Below are 20,560 nucleotides of genomic sequence, written 5' to 3'. Positions count from 1 at the left end.
AAATAATTCGAAAATAATTCTTTGCCGCATCCTTTGCCCATCCCGGATCGTCTTGTCGACGAGCGCGCCGCGACCCAGCGGCACGCCAACGGAGAACGACCATGCAGACCCCTCGAGAGCGCAACGAGCAGCGCTGGGTGCTCGGCCTCACCGCGCTGGCATCCTTCATGATGGCGCTGGACGCCATGATCATGACCACTGCCTTCGCCACCATCCGCGCCGATTTCGGCAGCGCCGTGGAGACGCTGCAATGGACCGTGAACGCCTTCAACCTGACCTTCGCGGTGCTGCTCTTGACCGGCGCGGCGCTCGGCGACCGTTTTGGTCGGCGCAGGATGTTTGCAGCCGGGATCGGCCTGTTCGTCGTGGCCTCCGCGGCCTGCGCGCTGGCCGGCGATGCCGCAGCATTGATCGCCGCGCGCGCTTTGCAGGGCGCAGGTGCGGCGCTGGTGATGCCGCTGGCGATGGCGATCCTGAGCGGCGCGTTCGGCCGCGAGGAGCGCGCCCGCGCGCTCGGCATTTTCAGCGGCATCACCGGATGCGCGCTGATCATCGGACCCGCGATCGGCGGCTTCATCACCGAACATCTCGGCTGGCGCTGGATCTTCTGGATCAACCTGCCGATCGGCCTCGTCGCAATTGCCCTCGTGCTGGCACGCCTGCGCGAAAGTTTTGGTCCGGCTGCGCCGCTCGACATCACCGGACTGTCGCTGGTCGCGCTCGCGGCGCTGGCGCTGGTCTGGGGCCTGTTGCGCGGCAACAGCGCCGGATGGGCGAGCGCGGAAGTGACGGGCGCGCTGATCGCCGGCGCCGCGCTGGCAGCGATGTTCGTGCTGTGGGAGCTGCGTGCGGCCAGCCCGATGGTGCCGATGCGGCTGTTCGCGGCCAGACCGTTCGCGGCCGGCATCGCCGCAAGCGTGCTGTTCTACGCCGCGATGTATGGCGTGCTGTTCCTGCTGCCGCAGTTCCTGCAGATCGCGCTCGGCTTCGACGCCTTCGGTGCCGGGCTGCGGCTGTTGCCGTGGACGGCGACGCTGTTCGTCACGGCACCGATCGCCGGCGCCGTGGTCAACCGGCTCGGCGAACGCACGCTCGTGGTGACCGGACTTCTGATGCAGGCGATCGGGCTCGGCTGGATCAGCGAGATCGTCACCCCGTCGATGCCCTACTCCGCGCTGGTCGCACCACTGATGCTCGCCGGCGTCGGCGTATCGATGGCGATGCCGGCTGCGCAGAACGCGGTCTTGAGCGCGGTCGCGGTCAGCGAGATGGGCAAGGCGTCGGGCGTGTTCAACATGGGCCGTTTCCTCGGCGGGATGTTCGGCATCGCGGCGCTGGTCGCGAGCCTCGTAGCCAATGGCACGGCCGATTCGTCCGGACATTTCACCAATGGATTTGCTGCAGCGATGAGCCTCGCGGCAACGCTGTCATTCGCGGGAGCCGTCGCGGGGCTGTTCCTGCCGATGCGGCGACGAGTTGTCGCCACGGCCGCGCGGCAGGATGCGTGAGGCTTGCCGCGATTGGGTTTCGCTATCGGGCGATCGGGCATTTCGTGTTGGAATGAGGCCGCGAATGACTACATAATCAAGCGACGAAGCCGTTCGGAACCGAGGGCGACATCAGATGACGCAAGCGCCGGCCAAACCTCATCGCGTGGTGATCGTCGGCGCCGGCTTCGGCGGGCTGGAAGCCGCCTTCGGTCTCGCAGGCGCGCCGGTCGAGATCACGCTGATCGACCGCCGCAATCACCATCTGTTCCAGCCGCTGCTCTACCAGGTCGCGACCGCATCGCTTGCGACCAGCGAGATCGCCTGGCCGATCCGTTATCTCCTGCGCGACCGGCCCGAAGTGACGACGCTGTTCGCCAATGTCTGCGGCGTCGACGCGGCAGCAAAGCAGGTGCAGCTCGATGACGGCGGCAGCATCCCCTATGACACACTGATCCTCGCCACCGGGGCGCGCCACGCCTATTTCGGCCATGACGAATGGGAGCCGTTCGCGCCAGGCCTGAAGACGCTGGAGGACGCCACCACGCTGCGGCGGCGTATCCTGGTCGCCTTCGAGCGCGCCGAGCGCGAGACCGATCCGGATGCACGCGCGGCGCTGCTCACCTTCGTCGTCATCGGCGCCGGCCCAACCGGCGTCGAGATGGCCGGCACCATCGCCGACCTCGCAAGGGACACGTTGCCGCGCGACTTCCGCCACATCGACACGCGAATGGCGCGCGTGGTGCTGATCGAGGCCGGCTCGCGCGTGCTCGCGGGCTTCCCCGACGATCTCTCGGCCTACGCGCAGCGCGCGCTGGAGAGCCTCGGCGTCGAGGTGGTGCTTGGCGAGCCCGTCACCGAATGCACCGCAGACGGCGTCGTCTATGGCGGCAAGGCACTCGCGGCGCGCACCATCGTGTGGGCGGCCGGCGTGCGCGCCTCGCGCGCCGCCGAATGGCTTGGGGCGCCGGCGGACCGCGCGCAGCGGCTGCAGGTGGAGCCTGACCTGACGGTGCCCGGCCATCCCGACATTTTCGCCGTCGGCGACACCGTCACCATCAAGGGGCCGGACGGCAATCCGGTGCCCGGCATCGCGCCGGCCGCCAAGCAGGAAGGACGCTATGCCGCCGCGCTGATCAAGGCGCGGCTGAACGGCGAAACGTTACCGCCATTCCGCTACAAGCATGCCGGCAACCTCGCCCAGATCGGCAAGCGGCTCGCCGTGATCGATTTCGGCAAGGTCAAGCTGCGCGGCGCTCTCGCGTGGTGGATCTGGGGCATCGCCCACATCTATTTCCTGATCGGCCTGCGCAACCGCATCAGCGTCGCGCTGAGCTGGCTGTGGGTCCACGCCCGCAATCAACGCGCCGCGCGGCTGATCACGCAGGGCAGCAGCAAGGTCGCGCAGTAGGCGCTGCCCCCGCACCTCAAGCAGAACCGTCACCCTGAGGTGGCCGCTTCTTCGGCGGCCCTCGAAGGGTCGACGGCCGACTGTGGCCGATTCATCCTTCGAGGCTCGCTCCGCTCGCACGTCAGGATGACGGAACTCTTGCTGGCACACGCGGCCATTCACTCATTGTGCACCGACCCCTCGCGTGAAATACTTGCCATAGCAACAATATTTGCATGGGGGAGGAAACAAATGCAGATCGATGCGCGCGCATGGGCGCTTGCGGCTTCGCTTGTCGCGTTGATGTCGTGCGCTTCGGCCGCGTTCGCGACGGAGATGACCGGTGATCCCGCGGCAACCTGCGGCGGACTGGCCGGTCTCGCCGACGGCGCTGTCAGGATCGATACGGCGACGCTGCAAACGCCGACGCCGCTCTCGGTCGCCGAGAAGGCGCCGACGCCCGCAGCACGGATCATCCCGGCCAATCCCGCCTTCTGCAAGGTGCTCGGACAGATCACGTCGACCGATCCTGCCGCGCCGCCGATCAAGTTCGAGGTCAACTTGCCGGTCGAGTGGAACGGCCGTTCGCTGCAATATGGCGGCGGCGGCTTCAACGGCGTGCTGATATCAGGCCTCGGCCTGCCGCCGGCCTATCCATTCGACAAGGCCTCGCCGCTGGCGCTCGGCTTCGCGACCGTCGGCACCGATTCCGGCCACGAGCAGAAGCCCGGCGAGCCGCCGCAACTGTTCGCGCTCAACGACGAGGCGTTCGAGAATTTCTCGCACAAGGCCTACAAGAAGGTGCGCGACGCCGCGCGGGCGCTGACGGTCCGCGCCTACGGCAAGCCGCCGGCGAAGATGTATTTCATGGGATCGTCCGAAGGCGGCCGTGAGGCGCTGACCATGGCGCAGCGCTACCCCGACGATTTCGACGGCATTTTCGCGCGCGTACCCGTGATCAACTGGGTCGGGTTGCAGCATGCCGGCACCCGCTCCGGCCTCGTGACAATGGGCGACGGCTGGATCAGGCCGGCGCAGGTCAAGCTCGTGGCCGACGCCGTGCTGAAGGCCTGCGACACGCAGGACGGCTCCGACGACGCACTGGTGCAGGATCCCGTCGGCTGCAAGGCCGTGTTCAAGCCGGCCACGCTGGCATGCGCCGCGGGCCACAGCGGCGACGACTGCCTGACCGACAAGCAGATCGCCGCGATCGAAACGCTGCATGCGCCGTATAAATTCTCATTCCCGCTCGCCAACGGCCTCGACGACTATCCGGGCTGGGGCGTGTCGGGCGAGGATACGCCGGCGTTCGGCCCGACCGGCGGCTGGAAGGCCTGGTGGCTCGGCACCACGGCGCCGGCGCAGCCACCGGCTCCGACCAACGGCATCGCCTGGATCTACGGCGCCGGGGGCATTCAATATGTCTTCGCCCGCGATCCGAAACTCGACGTCACGACCTACAAGCCCGAGGACCACAAGGCGCGCGTGCTGCAAGTCTCCGCGCTGATGGATTCCACCGATCCCGACCTCGCGCGCTTCCACGCCCACGGCGGCAAGCTCGTGATCCTCGAACACATGTCCGACTACGCGCAAAGCCCCTATGCCGGCATCCGCTATTTCGAGAACGTCGAGAAGACGCTCGGCAAGGACAAGGTCGCGGAGTTCGCCCGGCTCTACACTGCGCCCGGTGTCGACCATGTCGGCTCCGGCGCGCCCGCCAACGTCGACATGCTGGCCGTGCTGGTCGACTGGGTCGAGAACGGCAGGGCGCCCGGCGATCTCAAGGTGCGCGAGCAGAAGACCGAGGCGCCGGCCTTCGACACCCTCCGCGCGCTGCCATTGTGCCGCTGGCCGACATGGCCGCATTACAAGGCAGGGCCGCTCACCGCGGCGGCGAGTTTCTTCTGCGCGCCGTGAGGTAAGCTTCATCACAACTTCGGATCGTCGCTCTGCTTGCGCGGAGCGAGTGCAGCAGCGCGTGCGGCGATCGTGGAGCCCCGCGGCTCCGTCAACGGGACTACCCCCTCTTAGCCAGCGGCATTGCCGTATCGCGGCGCGTGGGCAGCTCTCATCGATGGTTGATGTGCTACACCATCGCGGTCCCGGCCGGCCGAGACAGATCCTCAACAACGATTTTAAGGAGGGAATGCAATGCGAATTTCTTCCGCCTTATATCTGTTCATTGCGTTGCTCGCGATGCCTGCGACCGCGACCGCCGGCGACGAAAGTCTGAAGCAACAGTTCGAGAAGGTCGCGGCGGTCTACGCCGACAGCTTCAACAAGCAGAATGGCGCGGGGATCGCTGCGCTCTATGCGCCCGGCGGGATGGTCGTCAATGCGACCGGGTCGCACACCGATATCGCCCAGACCTATGAGGGCATCTTCAAGGCCGGGTTCAACCACAATGAAATAACGGTGGACGAGGCCCTGCCGTTGGGAACCGATACGGCTATCGCGACTGGCGAATATCACATCACCGGCAAGAACCAGAATGGCGAGCCGCTTGATGTGGTTGGCCGCTGGACCGGGGCGTATGTCAACCAGGGCGGAAATTGGAAGATCCGGATGGTGTCGGCCTTCCCGAAGGCGCCTCCGGCGAAATAAGTGTCTTCAGTGATCCACGCGGCAAAGGGTGCTGCCGATCTCGGTTCGCCTCTCGCCTTGTGCGCAAGGCGGGCCGCATGAAGCGGGGCGGAACGCGAACCGGTCGACGGGTTGCGATCGCTCCGTGCCGCCGCGCAGCCGCACTGGTGGATACAGCGTCAGCCCATCACCTGATGCGGCGAGCGGCCGAACGCAACCTTGAAGGCGCGGCTGAAATGCGAGACGTCGCTGAAGCCGAAGCTGAGCGCCGCATCGGTGACATGCGTGAAGCGCCGTTCGGCCAGCGCCTGATAAGCGCCGGCGAGGCGCTGCTGCCAGAGCCAGCGGATCGGCGTCGTGCCTTCGCGCGCGAACAGGCGATTGAGCGTGCGCGGCGCCATGTTCTGCGCCGTGGCGATTGTATCAAGATCGAGCTCGGGATCGTCGAGCTTAGCCAGGATATAGGTCTTGACCCGCGCCAGCCGTTCGTCGCCGCGCTGCGGCACATCGTCCGTCAGCTCGGTCTGGAGCGTCGTCGCGAAAATATCGAGCACTGAGGCGCCAAGCCTTATCGCAGCAGGCCCGGCCCCGTCACCGGGGCGCGTCAGTTGGCGGATCAACGATCCCGCCAGCGCACCCACTTTCGACGCGTTGCCGACCCGCCGTGCCGTCAGCCGCTGCGCATCCGGCAGGCGCGCGAGCAGCAGCGGCCGCGGGATCGACACCATGATCGAACGCGCGCTCGGGGCGAATTCGAGCGTGAACGGCTGCGCCTGGTCGTGGAGCATGAGATCGCCGCGGCGCGTGCGCACCTCGCGTCCGCCCTGTGCGAAGCTGACCTCGCCGCGCAGCGTCAGCCACAGCATGAAATAGTCGCGCGGGTCCCGGCGGACGTCGCTCGCGCTGCGCATCACCCAGATGCGGTCGGCAGCCGGGGTCGACGACCAGATGTCGTTGATGGCAAGCGGGCCGAAACGGCGGATCGAGATTGCTGCCTGAAACGCCTCGTCGGCAACGTGGCGACATTCGGTCAGCGAGAATTCGCGGCAGGTGACGTGATGCCAGCGGTCGAAACTGTCACCCGGCGCGACCAGTGTCTGCGCGACGACTGTGTGATCTGGGGTCTGCATCGGACCTTGCTCCTGCCCAACCCGGCAGGGGGATATTCTGCGTCCATCCCTGCATTCTGGCAAGCAGAGTCCAGTGACTGGCCAGCGCAACCGAGAACGGCTGCAGCGGCGGATGTAGAAAATGTCTTCCACAGGAGAGGAGACCCCACATGGGCTACCAATGCGAAATCATCGATCCCGCGAGCACCGTCATGATCGTGGTCGACATGCAGAACGATTTCGTGGCCGAGGGCGCCAAGCTGCGGTCGGCGCAGGCCGCCGCCATGGTGCCGCGGCTGGCGCAGACCCTGAAGGCCTGCCGCGACAAGGGCATCCGCGTCATCTACACCGCCCATGTGCATCGCCGCGACGGCAGCGATATGGGGCTCTATGACGATCTCTACGCGCCGATCGCCGACCGCTCGTCGCTGGTCGACGGCACCGCGGGCGTCGAGATCTTCAATGACCTCGCGCCGGCACCGGGCGAGCACGTCATCAAGAAGCACCGCTACAGCGCGTTCTTCGCCACCGACCTCGACCTCATCCTGCGCGAATGGGGCATCACGACGGTAATCATTTCGGGAACGACCACCGAGAATTGCTGCCACGCCACCGCGCGGGACGCCATGTTCCACAATTACAAGGTCGTCTTCCTGTCGGATGCGACGGGCACGTTCGACTATCCGGATGTCGGCCAGGGCGCCCTGTCCGCCGAAGAGGTGCACCGCGCCACGCTGACGATCCTCGCGTTCTCGACGGCGCATGTGATGACGGCGGCCGAGATGCTGGGGCGGGTGAAGGTGGCTGATGGGGCGGCGAGCCCGAAAGCAGCGTAACGACAAGAACGATTCTCGTGCGGCATATACGCTCCGCCTCTCCCCTTGTGGGAGAGGCCGGATTGCATGAAGCGAAAATGCGATCCGGGGTGGGGTGATCTCTCAACGCGGGCACTGTTCGGCTGGAGGAACCTTCACCCCACCTCGGTTCGCATTCTCATGCGAACCGATCCCAGAGCGAGCTTCGCTCGTCTCGACCCCTCCAGGGGAGGATGTGGTCGTGTCCGCGGCAGCAACCTCACTTCACCAGCGAGCACCCGCCATCGGCCAGCGGCCGGAACGCCTGCTCGGCCGGGATGGTCGCGATCAGTTTGTAATAGTCGTAGGGATATTTCGACTCATCCGGCTTCTTCACCTCGAACAGGTACATCGGGTGGATGACGCGGCCGTCCTGGCGGATCGCGGTCTCGCCGAACAGTTTGTCCTTGCCCTTGAAGGTCTTCATCTGCGGCACCACGACCTTGGCGTCGTCGCTGCCGGTCGCGGCGACGGCGTTGAGATAGGCGAGCGTCGAGGCGTAGACGCCGGCCTGGTTGCCGCTCGGCATCTTGCCGTTCATGCCGGGCCGCGCGGCGAAGCGCTTTGCGAACGCGCGGGTGTGGTCGTTCATGTCCCAGTAGAAGGCCTCGAGCAGCTGCAGGCCCTGCGCGACCTTCAGGCCCATGCCGTGGACATCGTTCACGAACAGCAGGAACGCGACCATGGTCTGGCCGCCCTCCTGGATGCCGAACTCGGCGGCCTGCTTCACCGCGTTGATGGTGTCGCCGCCGGCATTGGCGAGCCCGATCACCTTTGCTTTCGAGTTCTGCGCCTGCAGCAGGAAGGAGGCGAAGTCCGACGTGCCGAGCGGATGCTTGCTCGATCCCAGCACCTTGCCGCCGTGCTTCTCGATGTAGTTCGTCGCTTCAGCTTCAATGCCTTTGCCGAGTGCGTAGTCGACGGTCACAAAATACCAGTCCTTGCCGCCACGCTGCATCATCGCGGCCGCCGTGGTGTTGCCGGTTGCCCAGGCGTCGTTGACCCACTGAATGGTGTTGGGCGAGCAGGCCTTGCCGGTGAGGTCGGAGCTCGCGGTCGACGAAGCCAGGAACGTCATCCGGCTATCGCGCAGCACGGTGTTGATGGCGAGGCCGACCGCCGAGTTCGGCACGTCGACGATGGCGTCGACGCCTTCAACATCGAGCCATTTGCGCGCGATCGCGGATCCCACGTCGGCCTTGTTCTGGTGATCGGCATAGACGATCTCGACCTTGATGCCCTTGCCGCCGCCGTTGAAATCCTCCGCCGCCATCCGCGCGGCTTCCACCGAGCCCATGCCGTTGGTGTCCTGGAAGATGCCGGAGATATCGTTGAGCACGCCGACACGCACGACATCGCCGGATATCTCCGCGCGTGCGCTGCCCGCGGCGCAGGCCAATGCCAGTGCAAGTCCAACCCTAAATCGCCCAACCGCAAAGCCCCTCATCGTCTCCCCTCCCATGTTTCCTCAACCAACCCTCTGCCGGTATTGAGCTACTCGTCAGGCCGGCGTGATCTCGACCGGCAGGCTGCTCAGCCCGCGCAGCGTGTTGTTGAAAAGCCGCTTTGGCTCGCCTGATATTTCGATCCTGGCGACACGACGCGCCAGCGCCGCCATCATCACTTCGCCTTCGAGGCGGGCGACGAGCTGACCGACACACATATGGATGCCCGAACCGTAGCCGACATGGCCCGAGGTCCGACGCGTGATGTCGTAGCTATCGGGCGCTTCCCAGCGCCGCGGATCACGATTGGCCGCAGCCAGGAACATCAGCACTTTCTCGCCTTCGGGGATGCTGGCCCCACCGAGCTCGACGTCGCGGGTCGTGGTGCGGAAGAAGGTCTGGACCGGACTTTCGAACCGCACGGCTTCCTCGAAGGCGTTGCGCGCCAGCGTCGGATCGCCGCGGAGTTTCTGGAACTGGTCGGGGAAGCGGGCAAGGCAGTAGACGGCGGCGCCGATGCCGTTGACGGTCGTGTCGAGACCGGCCGATAGCAGCGAGCGCACCAGGAGCGGCGCTTCGGTCGCGGTAATGGCACCGCTATCGACATGGGCGTGGATGCAGGCGCCGATGCCGCCCGGGGTGAGATTGTCGCGTTGGCACTGTTCGGCGATATAGGCCTGGTGCGGCGCGGAGCGCTCGATCGCCTGCTTGCGCAGCTCGTTCGGCGGTCCGAAGGCGTTGAACACCAGGCTTGCGTAAGGCAGCAGATGCTCGCGGCCCTCCGGCCGCAAGCCCAGCGCATCCGGGAAGATCGACAGCGGATAGGCCTCCGCCAGATCCTCGATCGCGTCGAAACTGCGCTTCTCCAGCAGCGCGTCGACCCGGGCCTCCGCGGCGGCGGCAAATCGCCCGCGCAGCTGCTTCATCACGGTCGCGGACAGCACCGTGCTCAACACCGTGCGGGTGCGGGTGTGCGCCGGCGGGTCGGCCTCCAGGATCAGGCTCGGCGGCCGCCACGGCTTCTCCTTGGAGAAGTCGCTGAGACCGACGCCGCGGCTGGAGCAGAACGTCTCGGGATCGTTCAGCACTGCATGGACCTCGGCGTAGCGCGCCACGCCATACACATTCCACTTGTCGAGATAGACCACCGGCCCGGCCTCGCGCAGCCGCTCATGGGTCGGGAATGGATCGGCGAAGAATTCGAGCGCGAACGGATCGACGTCGAGATGCGGGACGGACGCACCTTCTGTTGCAGTCATCGGGACCTCCCGAGGTTTGAACTTGTCAACACGGGCCGCATGTCACTTGCTCCCGAACAGTTTCGCAGCGATGATTTGGGAAATGAGCAGCCAGCCCCTCCCCCGAAAGCCCCGCCGGCCGAGACCGGCCGATCCCGCAGATGCCACCGATGGCCCGCTGCTGGACCTCAATCGCTATGTGCCGGCGTTCATCACCTTCATCGGCAACAAGCTGTCAAACAGCGCCACCGCATTTTACCAGAAGAATTTTGGCGTCAACGTCACCGAGTGGCGAATCATCTCGCAACTGGCGATCGAGCCGGGCATTCCCGCCTCCCGGATCTGCCAGGTGATCGGCTTCGACAAGGGGCCGGTCAGCCGCAACCTCGCGGCGCTGCAGAAGCGCGGCCTGCTGACCATCCGCACCGCCCCGGATGACGGCCGTACCCATTCGATCACCCTGACCGCGCGCGGCCGCGCCATCCACGACAAGGTCATCGTCGCGGCGCTGGAGCGCGAGCGGCGGCTGCTGTCGTGCCTGAAAAAGGACGAGCGCGAGGTGCTGATCGACCTGTTGCGCCGGCTGCACGAGAATCTCGGCGCCGTGACCGGGCCAAGCACGAGCTGACCGTGCGGCGGCGCCGCAGGCGGAGTCCTGCGCCACCGCGATATTTGCCCGGTTGTCCATGCGTGCCGTTCGCGCGCTGCTGCGCAACATTGTCCTCCCAAATACATGGCCGTTGACCGGCCCTGTCCCTATGGGTGCGGAAACTCGCACAGCTTAGTTGCCATAGCAACTAAAAATACGAACCCGCGCGGAGCAAGGCCCCAAGGAACCGGAAGAGACGGCTCAAGCGAATGGCCCGCCAAAGGTGCCACAAACTCGGTGTCGTCCCGGGCTCCGAGCCGGGACCCATAACCACCAATGCCGATTATTGCACACCAGCGGAATGACGACTTTTGTACACAACGCCGGCCGCGGAATATGGGTCCCTGCTTTCGAAGGACGCCGGCGGTGTGCGTGGCGCCCTCCCAACACCGCGCCGGTACAAATCACGTCACGACCCCGCGCAGGCGACCGGCTCGGACGACGCGTCGTCCTCCAGCACCGCCACCGCTGCGGTGCGGCGCGTCAGCACGGCGCGCTGGTTGATATAGCCCTTGTCGGTGATCTCCCCGCCGTCGACCGAGGCGGGCTCGGCGAGCAGCAGCGCACGGGTGGCATGGCCGGAAGAATGGCCGCCCTGCGCCTTCAGCCGTGCCAGCCCTTGCCCGATCGCGGAGCGGACCGCCGGATGGCCGATCGCCTCCTGCGCACCGGCGCTCTCGGGCAGTCCCGCAAGCGAACGGCAGGCGGCGAGGTTCGGGAACACCAGGAAGCGGACCTCGTCGCGGCCGTGGCCCGCGACGACGATATCCTGCGCAAGCGGCGCCAGCGCCGCGATGCCGGCGACGCGCAGGGTACCGACGCTGACCCAGGTGCCGGAATTGAGCTTGAAATCCTCGGCCACGCGGCCGTCGAAGAACAGGCCGAGATCGGGCCGGTCGGGATCGGCCAAGGTGACGGCGTCGCCGATCTTGTAGAAGCCCTCGTCATCGAAGGCCTCTCGGGTGAGTTGTGGCGCCTTCCAGTAACCCGGCGTGACGTTAGGCCCGCGCACGCGCACCTCGAGCTTGTCACCCGAGGGCACGAGCTTGAGCTCGGTGCCGGGGATCGGCACGCCGATATTGCCGGAGCGTTTTGCCAGGAAGTGGCAGTCGGTCGCCAGCGGCGAGGTCTCGGTCGATCCCCAGGCCGACACCATCGGCAGGCGTCGTCCCACGGTTTGCAGCGACAATTCCTCCAGCGCGTCCCACAAATTCTGCGGCAGCGCCGCGCCGGCATAGAAGGCGAATTTGGTGCCCTCGAAGAACTTGCGGCGCAGTTCGTCATCGGTGCGCAGTGCCGCAATCAGCATGTCGAAGCCGCGCGGCACGTTGAAATAGACCGTCGGCACCACGCTGCGCAGATTGGTGAGCGAGGTTGCGAACAGGCCGGGCGCCGGCTTGCCGCCGTCGATATAGAGCGTGCCGCCATTGCGCAGCACCAGATTGAAATTGTGATTGGCGCCGAAGGTGTGGCTCCAGGGCAGCCAGTCCAGGATGATCAGCTCCTCGCCGGCCTGCTCCAGGAACGTCCAGGTCTGCGATTTGGCCTGCTGGCTCGACGTCAGCATGCGCTGGGTGTTGATCACGGCTTTCGGTGTGCCCGTTGATCCCGAGGTGAACAGGAACTTTGCGATCGTGTCCGGCGTCACCGCGGCAAAGGCCGTGGCGACCTCCGGCGATTCAGGCGTCGCCGCAACAGTGCGGAACGCCAGCGCCCCGGCATCATCGGGATTGCCGCTGACGATGGTCGCCCGATGCAGCGGCGCGATCGCGGCAAGCGCGGCCGCGAACGGCGTTGTGCCTGTGACATAGATCGCGCCGGGATCAAGCAGCGCGATCATGCTCTTCAGCTTGTCGAAATCCTTCGACATCAAGGAATAGGCCGGCGAGATCGCGGCCGAGGGCACGCCGACATGCTGGGCGGCGAGCGCGAACAGCGCGTGATCGATGCTGTTGTCGGCGAGGATGACGAGCGGCCGCTCGGTGCTCAGCCCTTGCGCCAGGATCCATGATGCGGCCCTGCGCACGATTCCGAGCGCGTCGCGATAGCTGACGGTGCTCCAGGGCGCCTCGGCGCCGGCGCGCTCGCCAAGGAAGGTGCGGTCCGGCGCCTGCCGCGCCCAATGCTCCAGCCAGTCGCCGACGCAGCGGGCGCTGTCTTGCAACGGCGTGGTGGAGCGGACGAGGATGCTGCCGTCGTCGCGGCTGACGGCAACGATCGCGGGCGTGGCGAACAGGCGGTGCGGATCGTCTCCGCTGGCGGCGGCCGTCGTCATGGTTTCCTCCTCGCCCGTGTCTTGCGGGATCGCGCCGCAACATGGTGCGGCGCCGCGGTCCCGGCCGGGCTCTTTGGTCATAATGTTGCGGACATCAATTGTTGTCGTCAACAACAATCTTTCCCTCCCGTCTCGGGCGCGCTAGCCTTGGGCATGGCGAGCAAGCAGCAGACGTCGCGCAAGGCGACAGGAACGAGAGCGGCAATCCGCCGCCCCCAGGCGCGCACGGCGAACGGCCGGGCGCTGGGCGACGACGCCAATGACGACATCGGCCTCGACGCGCTGGTCGGCCACGCCGGCTACGCGGTGCGGCGCTTCCAGCTCTGGATCTTCCAGGACTTCATCAAGACGCTGGCGACGGTCGATATCCGTCCAACCCAATATTCGGTCATGACCGTGATCGGGGCCAATCCGGGCCTCAGCCAGATGGCAGTCGCAAAGCGGCTCGGGATCGAGCGCGCCCGGCTGGTGCATCTGCTCGACAGCCTGGAAGAACGCGCCCTCGTCAGCCGGATTCAATCCGCCACCGACCGCCGCTCCCACGCGCTGCATTTGACCGGGCGCGGCAAGACCGCGCTGGCCCAGTTCAAGCGGCTCGCCGCCGAGCACGAGCGGCATGTCGCCGAGAAGATCGGCAAGGAAAACCGCGAGCAACTGCTGCAGATCCTCGCCTGCTTCACCTGATCGACCGATCGGATTTCGGCTTGGTCACGCTTGCCTTAAAATCGAGCAGACACGCTCTCAGGCGAGTCCGCTTCAGCTCCCAGCGACCATTTCAAGCAACTGATATTGTGCAATAATCCGTCGCGCCGCAGGCGCAGGCAAATTGTACACAATGGCACATTGCTTGCTTCGATCAGGCTGCAATTCCCTCGCGGCGGGCTTGCGATGCCTTGCCGCGCCAGAGACGAGGCCAACCACGTGACTGAAACTGTCGCCGCGATCGTTGCCGCACACCGCGCCGGGACCATGACGCCGACGCAAACGGTGGCGCGCAGCTACCAGCGCATCCGCGAGCACAACGATCCCGCCATCTTCATCAGCCTGCGCGACGAGAAGGACGCGCTCGCCGAGGCCGCGCGGCTCGCAGACCCGACGCTGCCGCTCTACGGCGTGCCGGTCGCGGTAAAGGACAATATCGACGTCGCGGGGCTGCCGACCACCGCCGCCTGCCCGGCGTTCTCCTACATGCCGGCGCACGACGCTACGGCAGTCGCCAGACTTCGCGCAGCCGGCGCCATCATCATCGGCAAGACCAATCTCGACCAGTTCGCCACCGGCCTCGTTGGCGTGCGCTCGCCCTACGGCATTCCCAAAAATCCGGTGCGCGGCGATCTGGTGCCGGGTGGATCGAGTTCGGGCTCCGCGGTCGCGGTATCAGCGGGCCTCGTGCCGCTGTCGCTCGGCACCGACACCGCGGGCAGCGGCCGCGTGCCGGCGATGCTCAACAACATCGTCGGGCTCAAGCCGAGCCTCGGGCTGATCTCCAACGCGGGGCTGGTGCCGGCCTGCCGCACGCTCGACTGCATCTCGGTGTTCTCGCTCACCGTCGACGATGCGCTGGCGGCGCTTGCGGTGATGGCCGGGCCGGATGACGCCGATCCGTTCTCGCGCGACCGGCCGCTGGCGCCGCTCGCGGCCTTTCCTGCCAAGCTTAAGCTCGGCATTCCCAAGCGCGGCCAGCTGATCTTCTTCGGCGATCGCGAGGCCGAGAAAGCCTATGGCGAAGCCTGCAAGCGCTGGCAGGCGCTCGGCGCCGAACTCGTCGAGTTCGATCTCGAGCCGTTCTACGAGACGGCACGGCTGCTCTATGAAGGCCCCTGGGTCGCCGAGCGCTATCTCGTGATCCGCGACCTCCTGGCGTCGTCGCCGGACGCGATCCACCCGGTGACACGCGAGATCACGATCGGCGGCGCGCGGCCCACCGCGGCAGATACCTTCTCCGCGCTCTATCGACTCCAGGCGCTGCGTCGCGTTGCCGCGCGCACCTTCGCGCAGTGCGATGCGATCGTGCTGCCGACGGCGCCGACGGTCTATTCCACCGCTGAAGTGCTGGCCGACCCGATCGAGCTCAACTCGCGGCTCGGCACCTACACCAATTTCGTCAATCTGCTCGATCTGTGCGGCCTGGCGCTGCCGGCAGCGATGCGGCCTGACGGCGCGCCGTTCGGCATCACGCTGCTCGCTCCGGCCGGCCACGACGCCGAGCTTGCCAGCATCGGCCGCGTATTCCACGCCGACACCGGGCTTGCCGTCGGCGCCAAGGCGGTGCCGCAGCCGCCGCTGGCCGCAGTACCTGCGCGCGCCGGCGCCGACGAAATCGCGATCGCGGTGGTCGGCGCGCATCTCTCCGGCATGGCGCTGAATCACGAACTGACCACGCTCGATGCGCGCCTGCTGGAAGAGACGGTCACCGCAGCGGACTACAAGCTCTACGCGCTCGACACCACGCCACCAAAACCCGGCATGCTGCGCATCGAGGCGGGTGCGGGTCATGCGATCAAGCTCGAACTGTGGGCGATGTCGCCGGCCGCGTTCGGAAAATTCGTCGCCGCGATCCCGCCGCCGATGGCGATCGGCACGCTCCGGCTCGCCGACGGACGGCAGGCCAAGGGCTTCATCGTCGAGCCCGCCGCGATCGCCGGCGCGAAGGATATTTCCGCCTATGGCGGCTGGCGGGCGTTCATGGCGGAGAAGAAGGCCTAGCAGAGCTTTCCCTGCCGTCATTCCGGGGCGCGCGCAGCGCGAACCCGGAATCCATTTCACTGCGGTGACGGTCGCAGGAAGAGCCCGTAATCAGTCATCTACGTCAAACGCGGATAAATGGATTCCGGGCTCGCCGCTTTGCGGCGCCCTCAGGTGCGCAATTGCGCACCGGGGAATGACGAGCTTGAGAACCATGCGCCCTACACCGACACCGCGTAGGTCTCGTATTCCCCGCGCACCTGCTCGATATGGGCGCGCATCGCAGCCGCAGCGCCTGGCTTGTCGCCGCGCAGGATGGCGACGACGACGCGGTCGTGCTCGGCGTGGGATTTTGCCAGCCGCCCGAGGTTGCGGAACTGGGCGCGGCGGAACGGCTGCACCCGCACCCGCGTCGCCAGGGTGATCTCGGCGATATAGGCGTTCTGCGATCCGGCATAGATGGCGTTGTGAAAGCGCTCATTGACCTCGTGGAAGCGCTCGGGATTGCCGGTGTAGCTCAATACCCGCAGCTCCTCATGGACCGCCTCCAGCGCGTGACGCTCCGCCGCTGTCATCCGCTCGGCAGCGAGGCCGGCGCACATCGCCTCGAGCTCGGCCATCGCCTCGAACATGCCGGTGAGCCGCTCGAGCGAGGGCCGCGCCACCACGGCACCACGATGCGCGCGCGCGTCGATCAGCCCGCTGGCGGCCAGCTGCCGCAGCGCCTCGCGCACCGGCGTGCGCGAGACCTTGAAGCGGCGCGCCAGATCGGTTTCATCGAGCCCGGCGCCCGGCGGCAGCGTGCCGCGCACGATCTCGTCGGCGAGCTGCAGCCGGAGTTCCTCGGCGCGGGTGGTCTTGTCGACCAGCGACGACGCGCGATCGACACGCCGCACCAGCGGCTCCGGCTCGGTGCCCTGCGGCTGCGGCGCGCGGGTCGGAAGATCGTCCAGGCTCATGGCTGAAACGCCCTTTCAATCACCCTGATCAAGCCCCCTTGTTCAAACACCTTTGGGTTCATCAATGACGCTGACATGGGCGGCGACGATTCTCCAGCCCTCGGCGAAGCGAATCCATGTCTGCATCTGCCGCCCCACCCGCCCCGGTGCGCTGTCCCGATAGAACAGCGTCGAGGCGATCGCGGTGTCGCGGCCATAGGTCGTGATCACGGTGCGGTCGATCTTGCGCATCAGCCCGGCTGCCGGCCGCCCCGCGCGAAACGCTGCGATCTCGGCGTAGCCATAAAGATTCTCGCCGATGCCATAGCGCAGCGTCCGGCTGTCGTTGCGGAAGAGCTCGTCGAGCACGCCGACATCGTTCGAGACCAGCGCCTGCTCGTAGCGCTCGAACTGCGCGGTCACCTCGGCGAGCACGTCGGGAAGATCGATTTCCATTTTAGATTCCTCTTGGCGCGGGAGCCGCGACGACACCCATCTGTTCCAGCGCGTAGGCGACCCGCAGCGCGATGTCCTCGCGCCAGGGCGCGGCAATGATCTGCACGCCGATCGGCATCGGTTCAAGCGGCACCGGCACGGCGGCCACCGGCAGGCCGATGAACGAGATCGGCTGGGTGTGGATGCCGATATTGGGACGCACCGGAAGCTCGACCCCGTCGAGCGTAAAGGTGGCCTGACCGATCTTCGGCGCCGTGCACGGCGTTGCCGGCGCCAGGATCACGTCGACCGACTGGAACAGCTCCAGCATCCTGGCGCGGTACCAGCGGCGGAATTTCTGCGCCTTGTCGACATAGACCGCCGGGATCATCGCGCCCGCAAACAAGCGGTCGCGCACCGGCGGATCAAAGTCGTTGGGCCGCTTGCGCAGCCGATCGAGATGCAGCGCGGCGCCTTCGGTGGTGGTCATGATGAAGGCGGCCGCGCGGGCGCGAGCCGCTTCCGGCAGCTCCACGGTCTGCGTGGCGCCGAGCGCCTTGGCCACGCGCGCGACCGCTTCGACGGCCTCCGGTAACAAATTCTGCCGGAAGTAGCCGCCGGCGATCGCAACGCGCAGCCGGCCGACATCATTGGCAAGCAGCGGCACGGTCGGCTCGACCGACTGCACAATGCAGGCCGGATCGTCGGCATCAGGCCCCTGCATGACGTCATAGGCGAGCGCGAGATCTTTCACGCTGCGCGCAAACGGACCGAGATGATCGAGGCTTGCGACGAACGGAAAGGATCGCGCGCGCGATAGCCGGCCATAGGTCGGCTTCAGGCCGAACGTGCCGCAGAACGACGACGGCACCCGGATCGAGCCGTTGGTATCGGAGCCGAGCGCGATCGGCACCAGCGCGCCGCCGACGGCGCTGCCGGAGCCGCCCGAGGAGCCGCCGGCCATCCGCGTCGGATCATGTGGATTGCGCGACGGGCCGTCATGCGCGTTCTCGCCGGTGAAGTCGTAGGCGTATTCGCCCATGTTGAGCGCGCCGACCAGCACGGCGCCGGCCGCTTCCATCCGCTCGATCAACGTGGCATCGCGCGGCGACGGCGGCAGGTCGCGATTGATCTTCGAGCCGGCGCGGGTCGAGAGGCCCTGCACGTCGAACAGGTTCTTCACCGCGAACGGCACGCCGGCGAGCGGGCCGGCCGGCTGGCCCGCCGCGATCGCGGCGTCGACCGCCCCCGCCCTGGCACGCGCGCGATCGGCGGTGACATCGGTGAAGGCATTGAGGACCTTGTCGTGCGCCGCGATGCGCGCGAGCGCAGCCTCGGTGGCGGCGAGCGCCGTGATCTTGCGGCTCGATACGGCCTGCGCGATTTCGGCGGCCGACATGGCGGTGGGAGTCTCTGACATCGCGATCTCAGGTCGAATAGACGGCGGCCGACGCGAGGTCGTCAGGCAGCGGGAAGTCGTCGACCAGCCGCGCCAGCCGCAGCGCGACCTCGAGATTTGCGCGCACCGCCGGACGCCAGGCATCTTCCAGCGGCAACGCCATCGTCCGGGCGACGGCGCTCATGTAATCGTCGAGATGATCGTGCATTTCGCTCCCAATAAGTTTTTTCAGGCCACCGGCAACGGCGGATGCGGGATCGCCGTGAGCAGCTCCCTTGTATAGGCATCCTGCGGATTGCCCAAGACGTGTTCGGATGTGCCCTGCTCGACGATGCGGCCGCTGCGCATCACGATGACGCGATCACACAGCAGACGCACCACGTTGAGATCGTGCGACACGAACAAATAGCTCATGCCCATCGACTGCTTGAGGTCCTGCAGCAAATTGAGCACCACCGCCTGCACCGAGACGTCGAGTGCCGCGGTCGGCTCGTCGAGGATGACGAGCTTCGGGTGCAGCGCAATCGCGCGTGCGATACCGACACGGGCCTTCTGGCCGCCTGAAAGCTGGTGCGGAAAGCGATCCAGGAGATTGACCGGCAGGCCGACCAGCCTTGCGAGCTCCTCGCAGCGGTCGCGGAGCGCATCCCGCCCCCTGATGTCGCCGAGTTGCATGATCGGGTCCACGATCGCGCGCGCCGCGGTGAAGCGCGGATTGAGGCTGTCGGTCGGATCCTGGAACACCATCTGGATCTGGCTGCGCCGCGGCAGCCGCGCGAAGGATTGCGGCATGATGCCGCCGATGTCCTCGCCATCGAACATGATGCGGCCGGAGGTCTGGTCCAAGAGCCGCATCACCATCATCGACGTCGTCGACTTGCCGCAGCCGGATTCGCCGACCAGCCCGACGCTCTCGCCAGGGTCGATCGAGAAGCTGATGCCGTCGACCGCGCGGAAGATCTCCTCCTCGACCGGCGGCTTGCGGCCGAACAGTTTTGCGAGCACCGAGCCCGCGCCCTGGCGGGGGTATTCCTTGATGAGCTTTTCGACGAGGAGGAGGGGTTGCGCTCTCTCGTCACCCCCGGGCTTGACCCGGGGGTCCATCGAGGAAGAGGCATCTTGCGAAGATTGATGGATGGCCGGGTCAAGCCCGGCCATGACGGAGATAGGCTGCGGAGGCTTCGCCTCCTCCTCCGGCAGCAGATCCCTGAGCGACACCCCGATCCGCGGCGTCGCGCGCATCAGCTTCTTCGTATAGTCGTGCTGGGGCGCGGCGAAGATGTCGGCGGACTTCGCGGTTTCGACCACGCGGCCCTTCTCCATCACCACGACGCGGTCGCAATAGGCGGCGGCGAGGCCGAGATCGTGCGTGATCAGGATCGTCGACATCGATCGGCGCCGGGTCAGCTCCACGATCAGGTCCATCACCGCTTTCTGGGTGGTGACGTCGAGGCCGGTGGTCGGCTCGTCCGCGATCAGAAGCTGCGGGTTGCAGGCCAGCGCCAGCGCGATGACGACGCGCTGGCACATGCCGCCGGACAGCTCGAACGGATAGGCGTGATAGCGCTCGCGCGGACGCGCGATCTTGACCTGCTCAAGCGCCTCGATCGCCGTCTCGCCGCGATCGGTGACCTGTGCCTGCTGGACGTGCTGGCGCAGCACGTCCTCGATCTGATGCCCGACCTTGCGGATCGGATTGAGGGCGGCGCGCGGATTCTGGAAGATCATCGAGACTTCGCGGCCGCGCAGATCACGCATCTGGCTTTCGGTTGCCGCCTTGACGTCGATGCCGGAGAACAGCACCGAACCCTCGGCGATCCGGCCGGCGCGATCCAGGATCCGCATCACGGCATAGGACGTCACCGACTTGCCGGAGCCGGACTCGCCGACGATGCCGACGGTCTCACCCTTGCCGACCGATATGTTCACGTGCTGCACCGCCTTGACGATGCCGCGACGCGTCGTGAACTCGACCGTGAGGTCGCTGACGTCGAGCAGCGGCTGGGCGGTCATGCGCGGCTCTCCTCATGCGATGCGTCATCCAAAAATCCGCAAAACAACCCCATGCAAAGT

General features: G+C 66.6%; 17 protein-coding genes. 8 read left to right on the top strand and 9 right to left on the bottom strand.

Translation table 11 applies throughout. The features are described from left to right. The first annotated feature begins 101 nt into the window (after positions 1 to 101). From ACVIGB_RS35775 to ACVIGB_RS35760, 4 genes are all read left to right on the top strand, one after another. Positions 102 to 1,508 (top strand): DHA2 family efflux MFS transporter permease subunit, encoded by a 1,407-nt coding sequence (locus ACVIGB_RS35775; protein ID WP_456719131.1) that lies wholly within the window; start codon positions 102 to 104, stop codon positions 1,506 to 1,508. A gap of 115 nt (positions 1,509 to 1,623) precedes the next feature. Then, complete coding sequence (locus ACVIGB_RS35770; protein ID WP_456719132.1) at positions 1,624 to 2,898, top strand: NAD(P)/FAD-dependent oxidoreductase; 1,275 nt, start codon at positions 1,624 to 1,626, stop codon at positions 2,896 to 2,898. A 282-nt stretch (positions 2,899 to 3,180) separates the two neighbouring features. Then, the gene (locus tag ACVIGB_RS35765) at positions 3,181 to 4,794 is read left to right on the top strand and encodes a tannase/feruloyl esterase family alpha/beta hydrolase (RefSeq protein ID WP_456724994.1); all 1,614 of its coding nucleotides are present in this window, start codon (positions 3,181 to 3,183) and stop codon (positions 4,792 to 4,794) included. Positions 4,795 to 5,028: 234 nt separating this feature from the next. Beyond that, entirely contained in the window at positions 5,029 to 5,481 is a 453-nt protein-coding gene (locus ACVIGB_RS35760; protein WP_092122959.1) for a YybH family protein, read from the top strand. Positions 5,482 to 5,639: 158 nt separating this feature from the next. Here ACVIGB_RS35760 and ACVIGB_RS35755 read toward each other — a convergent pair whose 3' ends face one another. Further along, positions 5,640 to 6,590, bottom strand: a complete 951-nt coding sequence (locus ACVIGB_RS35755; protein ID WP_456719133.1) for an AraC-like ligand-binding domain-containing protein — start codon at positions 6,588 to 6,590, stop codon at positions 5,640 to 5,642. A gap of 149 nt (positions 6,591 to 6,739) precedes the next feature. On the opposite strand from ACVIGB_RS35755, the gene ACVIGB_RS35750 reads away from it, so the two are divergent. Next, positions 6,740 to 7,405: a cysteine hydrolase family protein gene (locus tag ACVIGB_RS35750; RefSeq protein WP_456719134.1), complete on the top strand. Its 666-nt coding sequence runs from the start codon at positions 6,740 to 6,742 to the stop codon at positions 7,403 to 7,405. 238 nt (positions 7,406 to 7,643) lie between these two features. Here the strand turns inward: ACVIGB_RS35750 and ACVIGB_RS35745 are convergent, their stop codons facing one another. Both ACVIGB_RS35745 and ACVIGB_RS35740 read right to left on the bottom strand, forming a co-directional pair. After that, positions 7,644 to 8,870 (bottom strand): ABC transporter substrate-binding protein, encoded by a 1,227-nt coding sequence (locus tag ACVIGB_RS35745; RefSeq protein WP_456719135.1) that lies wholly within the window; start codon positions 8,868 to 8,870, stop codon positions 7,644 to 7,646. Between the two features lie 54 nt (positions 8,871 to 8,924). Next, entirely contained in the window at positions 8,925 to 10,127 is a 1,203-nt protein-coding gene (locus ACVIGB_RS35740; RefSeq protein WP_456719136.1) for a cytochrome P450, read from the bottom strand. Between the two features lie 82 nt (positions 10,128 to 10,209). On the opposite strand from ACVIGB_RS35740, the gene ACVIGB_RS35735 reads away from it, so the two are divergent. Next, on the top strand, positions 10,210 to 10,734 hold the full coding sequence (locus ACVIGB_RS35735; protein ID WP_224924678.1) for a MarR family winged helix-turn-helix transcriptional regulator: 525 nt from the start codon (positions 10,210 to 10,212) through the stop codon (positions 10,732 to 10,734). 430 nt (positions 10,735 to 11,164) lie between these two features. Here ACVIGB_RS35735 and ACVIGB_RS35730 read toward each other — a convergent pair whose 3' ends face one another. Next, the gene (locus ACVIGB_RS35730; protein ID WP_456719137.1) at positions 11,165 to 13,030 is read right to left on the bottom strand and encodes a feruloyl-CoA synthase; all 1,866 of its coding nucleotides are present in this window, start codon (positions 13,028 to 13,030) and stop codon (positions 11,165 to 11,167) included. Between the two features lie 153 nt (positions 13,031 to 13,183). Between ACVIGB_RS35730 and ACVIGB_RS35725 the strand changes: the two genes are divergently transcribed. Both ACVIGB_RS35725 and atzF read left to right on the top strand, forming a co-directional pair. After that, positions 13,184 to 13,714 carry a MarR family winged helix-turn-helix transcriptional regulator gene (locus ACVIGB_RS35725; RefSeq protein WP_456719138.1) on the top strand — a complete coding sequence of 177 codons (531 nt, stop codon included), beginning with the start codon at positions 13,184 to 13,186 and terminating at the stop codon, positions 13,712 to 13,714. 237 nt (positions 13,715 to 13,951) lie between these two features. Beyond that, positions 13,952 to 15,736, top strand: coding sequence for an allophanate hydrolase (gene atzF / locus ACVIGB_RS35720; protein ID WP_456749264.1), 1,785 nt, complete (start codon positions 13,952 to 13,954; stop codon positions 15,734 to 15,736). Between the two features lie 200 nt (positions 15,737 to 15,936). Here atzF and ACVIGB_RS35715 read toward each other — a convergent pair whose 3' ends face one another. Genes ACVIGB_RS35715 through ACVIGB_RS35695 form a run of 5 tightly spaced genes read right to left on the bottom strand, consistent with a single transcriptional unit; the run spans position 15,937 to position 20,500 of the window. Further along, positions 15,937 to 16,674, bottom strand: a complete 738-nt coding sequence (locus tag ACVIGB_RS35715) for a GntR family transcriptional regulator (RefSeq protein ID WP_456719140.1) — start codon at positions 16,672 to 16,674, stop codon at positions 15,937 to 15,939. A gap of 42 nt (positions 16,675 to 16,716) precedes the next feature. Beyond that, entirely contained in the window at positions 16,717 to 17,109 is a 393-nt protein-coding gene (gene hpxZ / locus ACVIGB_RS35710) for an oxalurate catabolism protein HpxZ (protein WP_456719141.1), read from the bottom strand. Between the two features lies 1 nt (position 17,110). After that, on the bottom strand, positions 17,111 to 18,508 hold the full coding sequence (locus ACVIGB_RS35705; protein ID WP_456719142.1) for an AtzE family amidohydrolase: 1,398 nt from the start codon (positions 18,506 to 18,508) through the stop codon (positions 17,111 to 17,113). A gap of 7 nt (positions 18,509 to 18,515) precedes the next feature. Beyond that, positions 18,516 to 18,695, bottom strand: a complete 180-nt coding sequence (locus ACVIGB_RS35700; protein WP_456719143.1) for a DUF4089 domain-containing protein — start codon at positions 18,693 to 18,695, stop codon at positions 18,516 to 18,518. A gap of 20 nt (positions 18,696 to 18,715) precedes the next feature. Beyond that, a complete protein-coding gene (locus ACVIGB_RS35695; RefSeq protein WP_456719144.1) occupies positions 18,716 to 20,500 on the bottom strand; it encodes a dipeptide ABC transporter ATP-binding protein in 1,785 nt (594 codons plus the stop codon). Positions 20,501 to 20,560: the final 60 nt, after the last annotated feature.

This window comes from Bradyrhizobium sp. USDA 4341 (assembly GCF_054063755.1).
This window is presented reverse-complemented; position numbering and strand designations above follow the sequence as displayed.

What these genes read in the sequence shown, in the direction of transcription:
- ACVIGB_RS35775 (WP_456719131.1), top strand. Translation starts at nt 102, where the DNA reads ATGCAGACCCCTCGAGAGCGCAACGAGCAGCGCTGGGTGCTCGGCCTC.
- ACVIGB_RS35770 (WP_456719132.1), top strand. Translation starts at nt 1,624, where the DNA reads ATGACGCAAGCGCCGGCCAAACCTCATCGCGTGGTGATCGTCGGCGCC.
- ACVIGB_RS35765 (WP_456724994.1), top strand. Translation starts at nt 3,181, where the DNA reads ATGTCGTGCGCTTCGGCCGCGTTCGCGACGGAGATGACCGGTGATCCC.
- ACVIGB_RS35760 (WP_092122959.1), top strand. Translation starts at nt 5,029, where the DNA reads ATGCGAATTTCTTCCGCCTTATATCTGTTCATTGCGTTGCTCGCGATG.
- ACVIGB_RS35755 (WP_456719133.1), bottom strand. Translation starts at nt 6,590, where the DNA reads ATGCAGACCCCAGATCACACAGTCGTCGCGCAGACACTGGTCGCGCCG.
- ACVIGB_RS35750 (WP_456719134.1), top strand. Translation starts at nt 6,740, where the DNA reads ATGGGCTACCAATGCGAAATCATCGATCCCGCGAGCACCGTCATGATC.
- ACVIGB_RS35745 (WP_456719135.1), bottom strand. Translation starts at nt 8,870, where the DNA reads ATGAGGGGCTTTGCGGTTGGGCGATTTAGGGTTGGACTTGCACTGGCA.
- ACVIGB_RS35740 (WP_456719136.1), bottom strand. Translation starts at nt 10,127, where the DNA reads ATGACTGCAACAGAAGGTGCGTCCGTCCCGCATCTCGACGTCGATCCG.
- ACVIGB_RS35735 (WP_224924678.1), top strand. Translation starts at nt 10,210, where the DNA reads ATGAGCAGCCAGCCCCTCCCCCGAAAGCCCCGCCGGCCGAGACCGGCC.
- ACVIGB_RS35730 (WP_456719137.1), bottom strand. Translation starts at nt 13,030, where the DNA reads ATGACGACGGCCGCCGCCAGCGGAGACGATCCGCACCGCCTGTTCGCC.
- ACVIGB_RS35725 (WP_456719138.1), top strand. Translation starts at nt 13,184, where the DNA reads ATGGCGAGCAAGCAGCAGACGTCGCGCAAGGCGACAGGAACGAGAGCG.
- ACVIGB_RS35715 (WP_456719140.1), bottom strand. Translation starts at nt 16,674, where the DNA reads ATGAGCCTGGACGATCTTCCGACCCGCGCGCCGCAGCCGCAGGGCACC.
- hpxZ (WP_456719141.1), bottom strand. Translation starts at nt 17,109, where the DNA reads ATGGAAATCGATCTTCCCGACGTGCTCGCCGAGGTGACCGCGCAGTTC.
- ACVIGB_RS35705 (WP_456719142.1), bottom strand. Translation starts at nt 18,508, where the DNA reads ATGTCAGAGACTCCCACCGCCATGTCGGCCGCCGAAATCGCGCAGGCC.
- ACVIGB_RS35700 (WP_456719143.1), bottom strand. Translation starts at nt 18,695, where the DNA reads ATGCACGATCATCTCGACGATTACATGAGCGCCGTCGCCCGGACGATG.
- ACVIGB_RS35695 (WP_456719144.1), bottom strand. Translation starts at nt 20,500, where the DNA reads ATGACCGCCCAGCCGCTGCTCGACGTCAGCGACCTCACGGTCGAGTTC.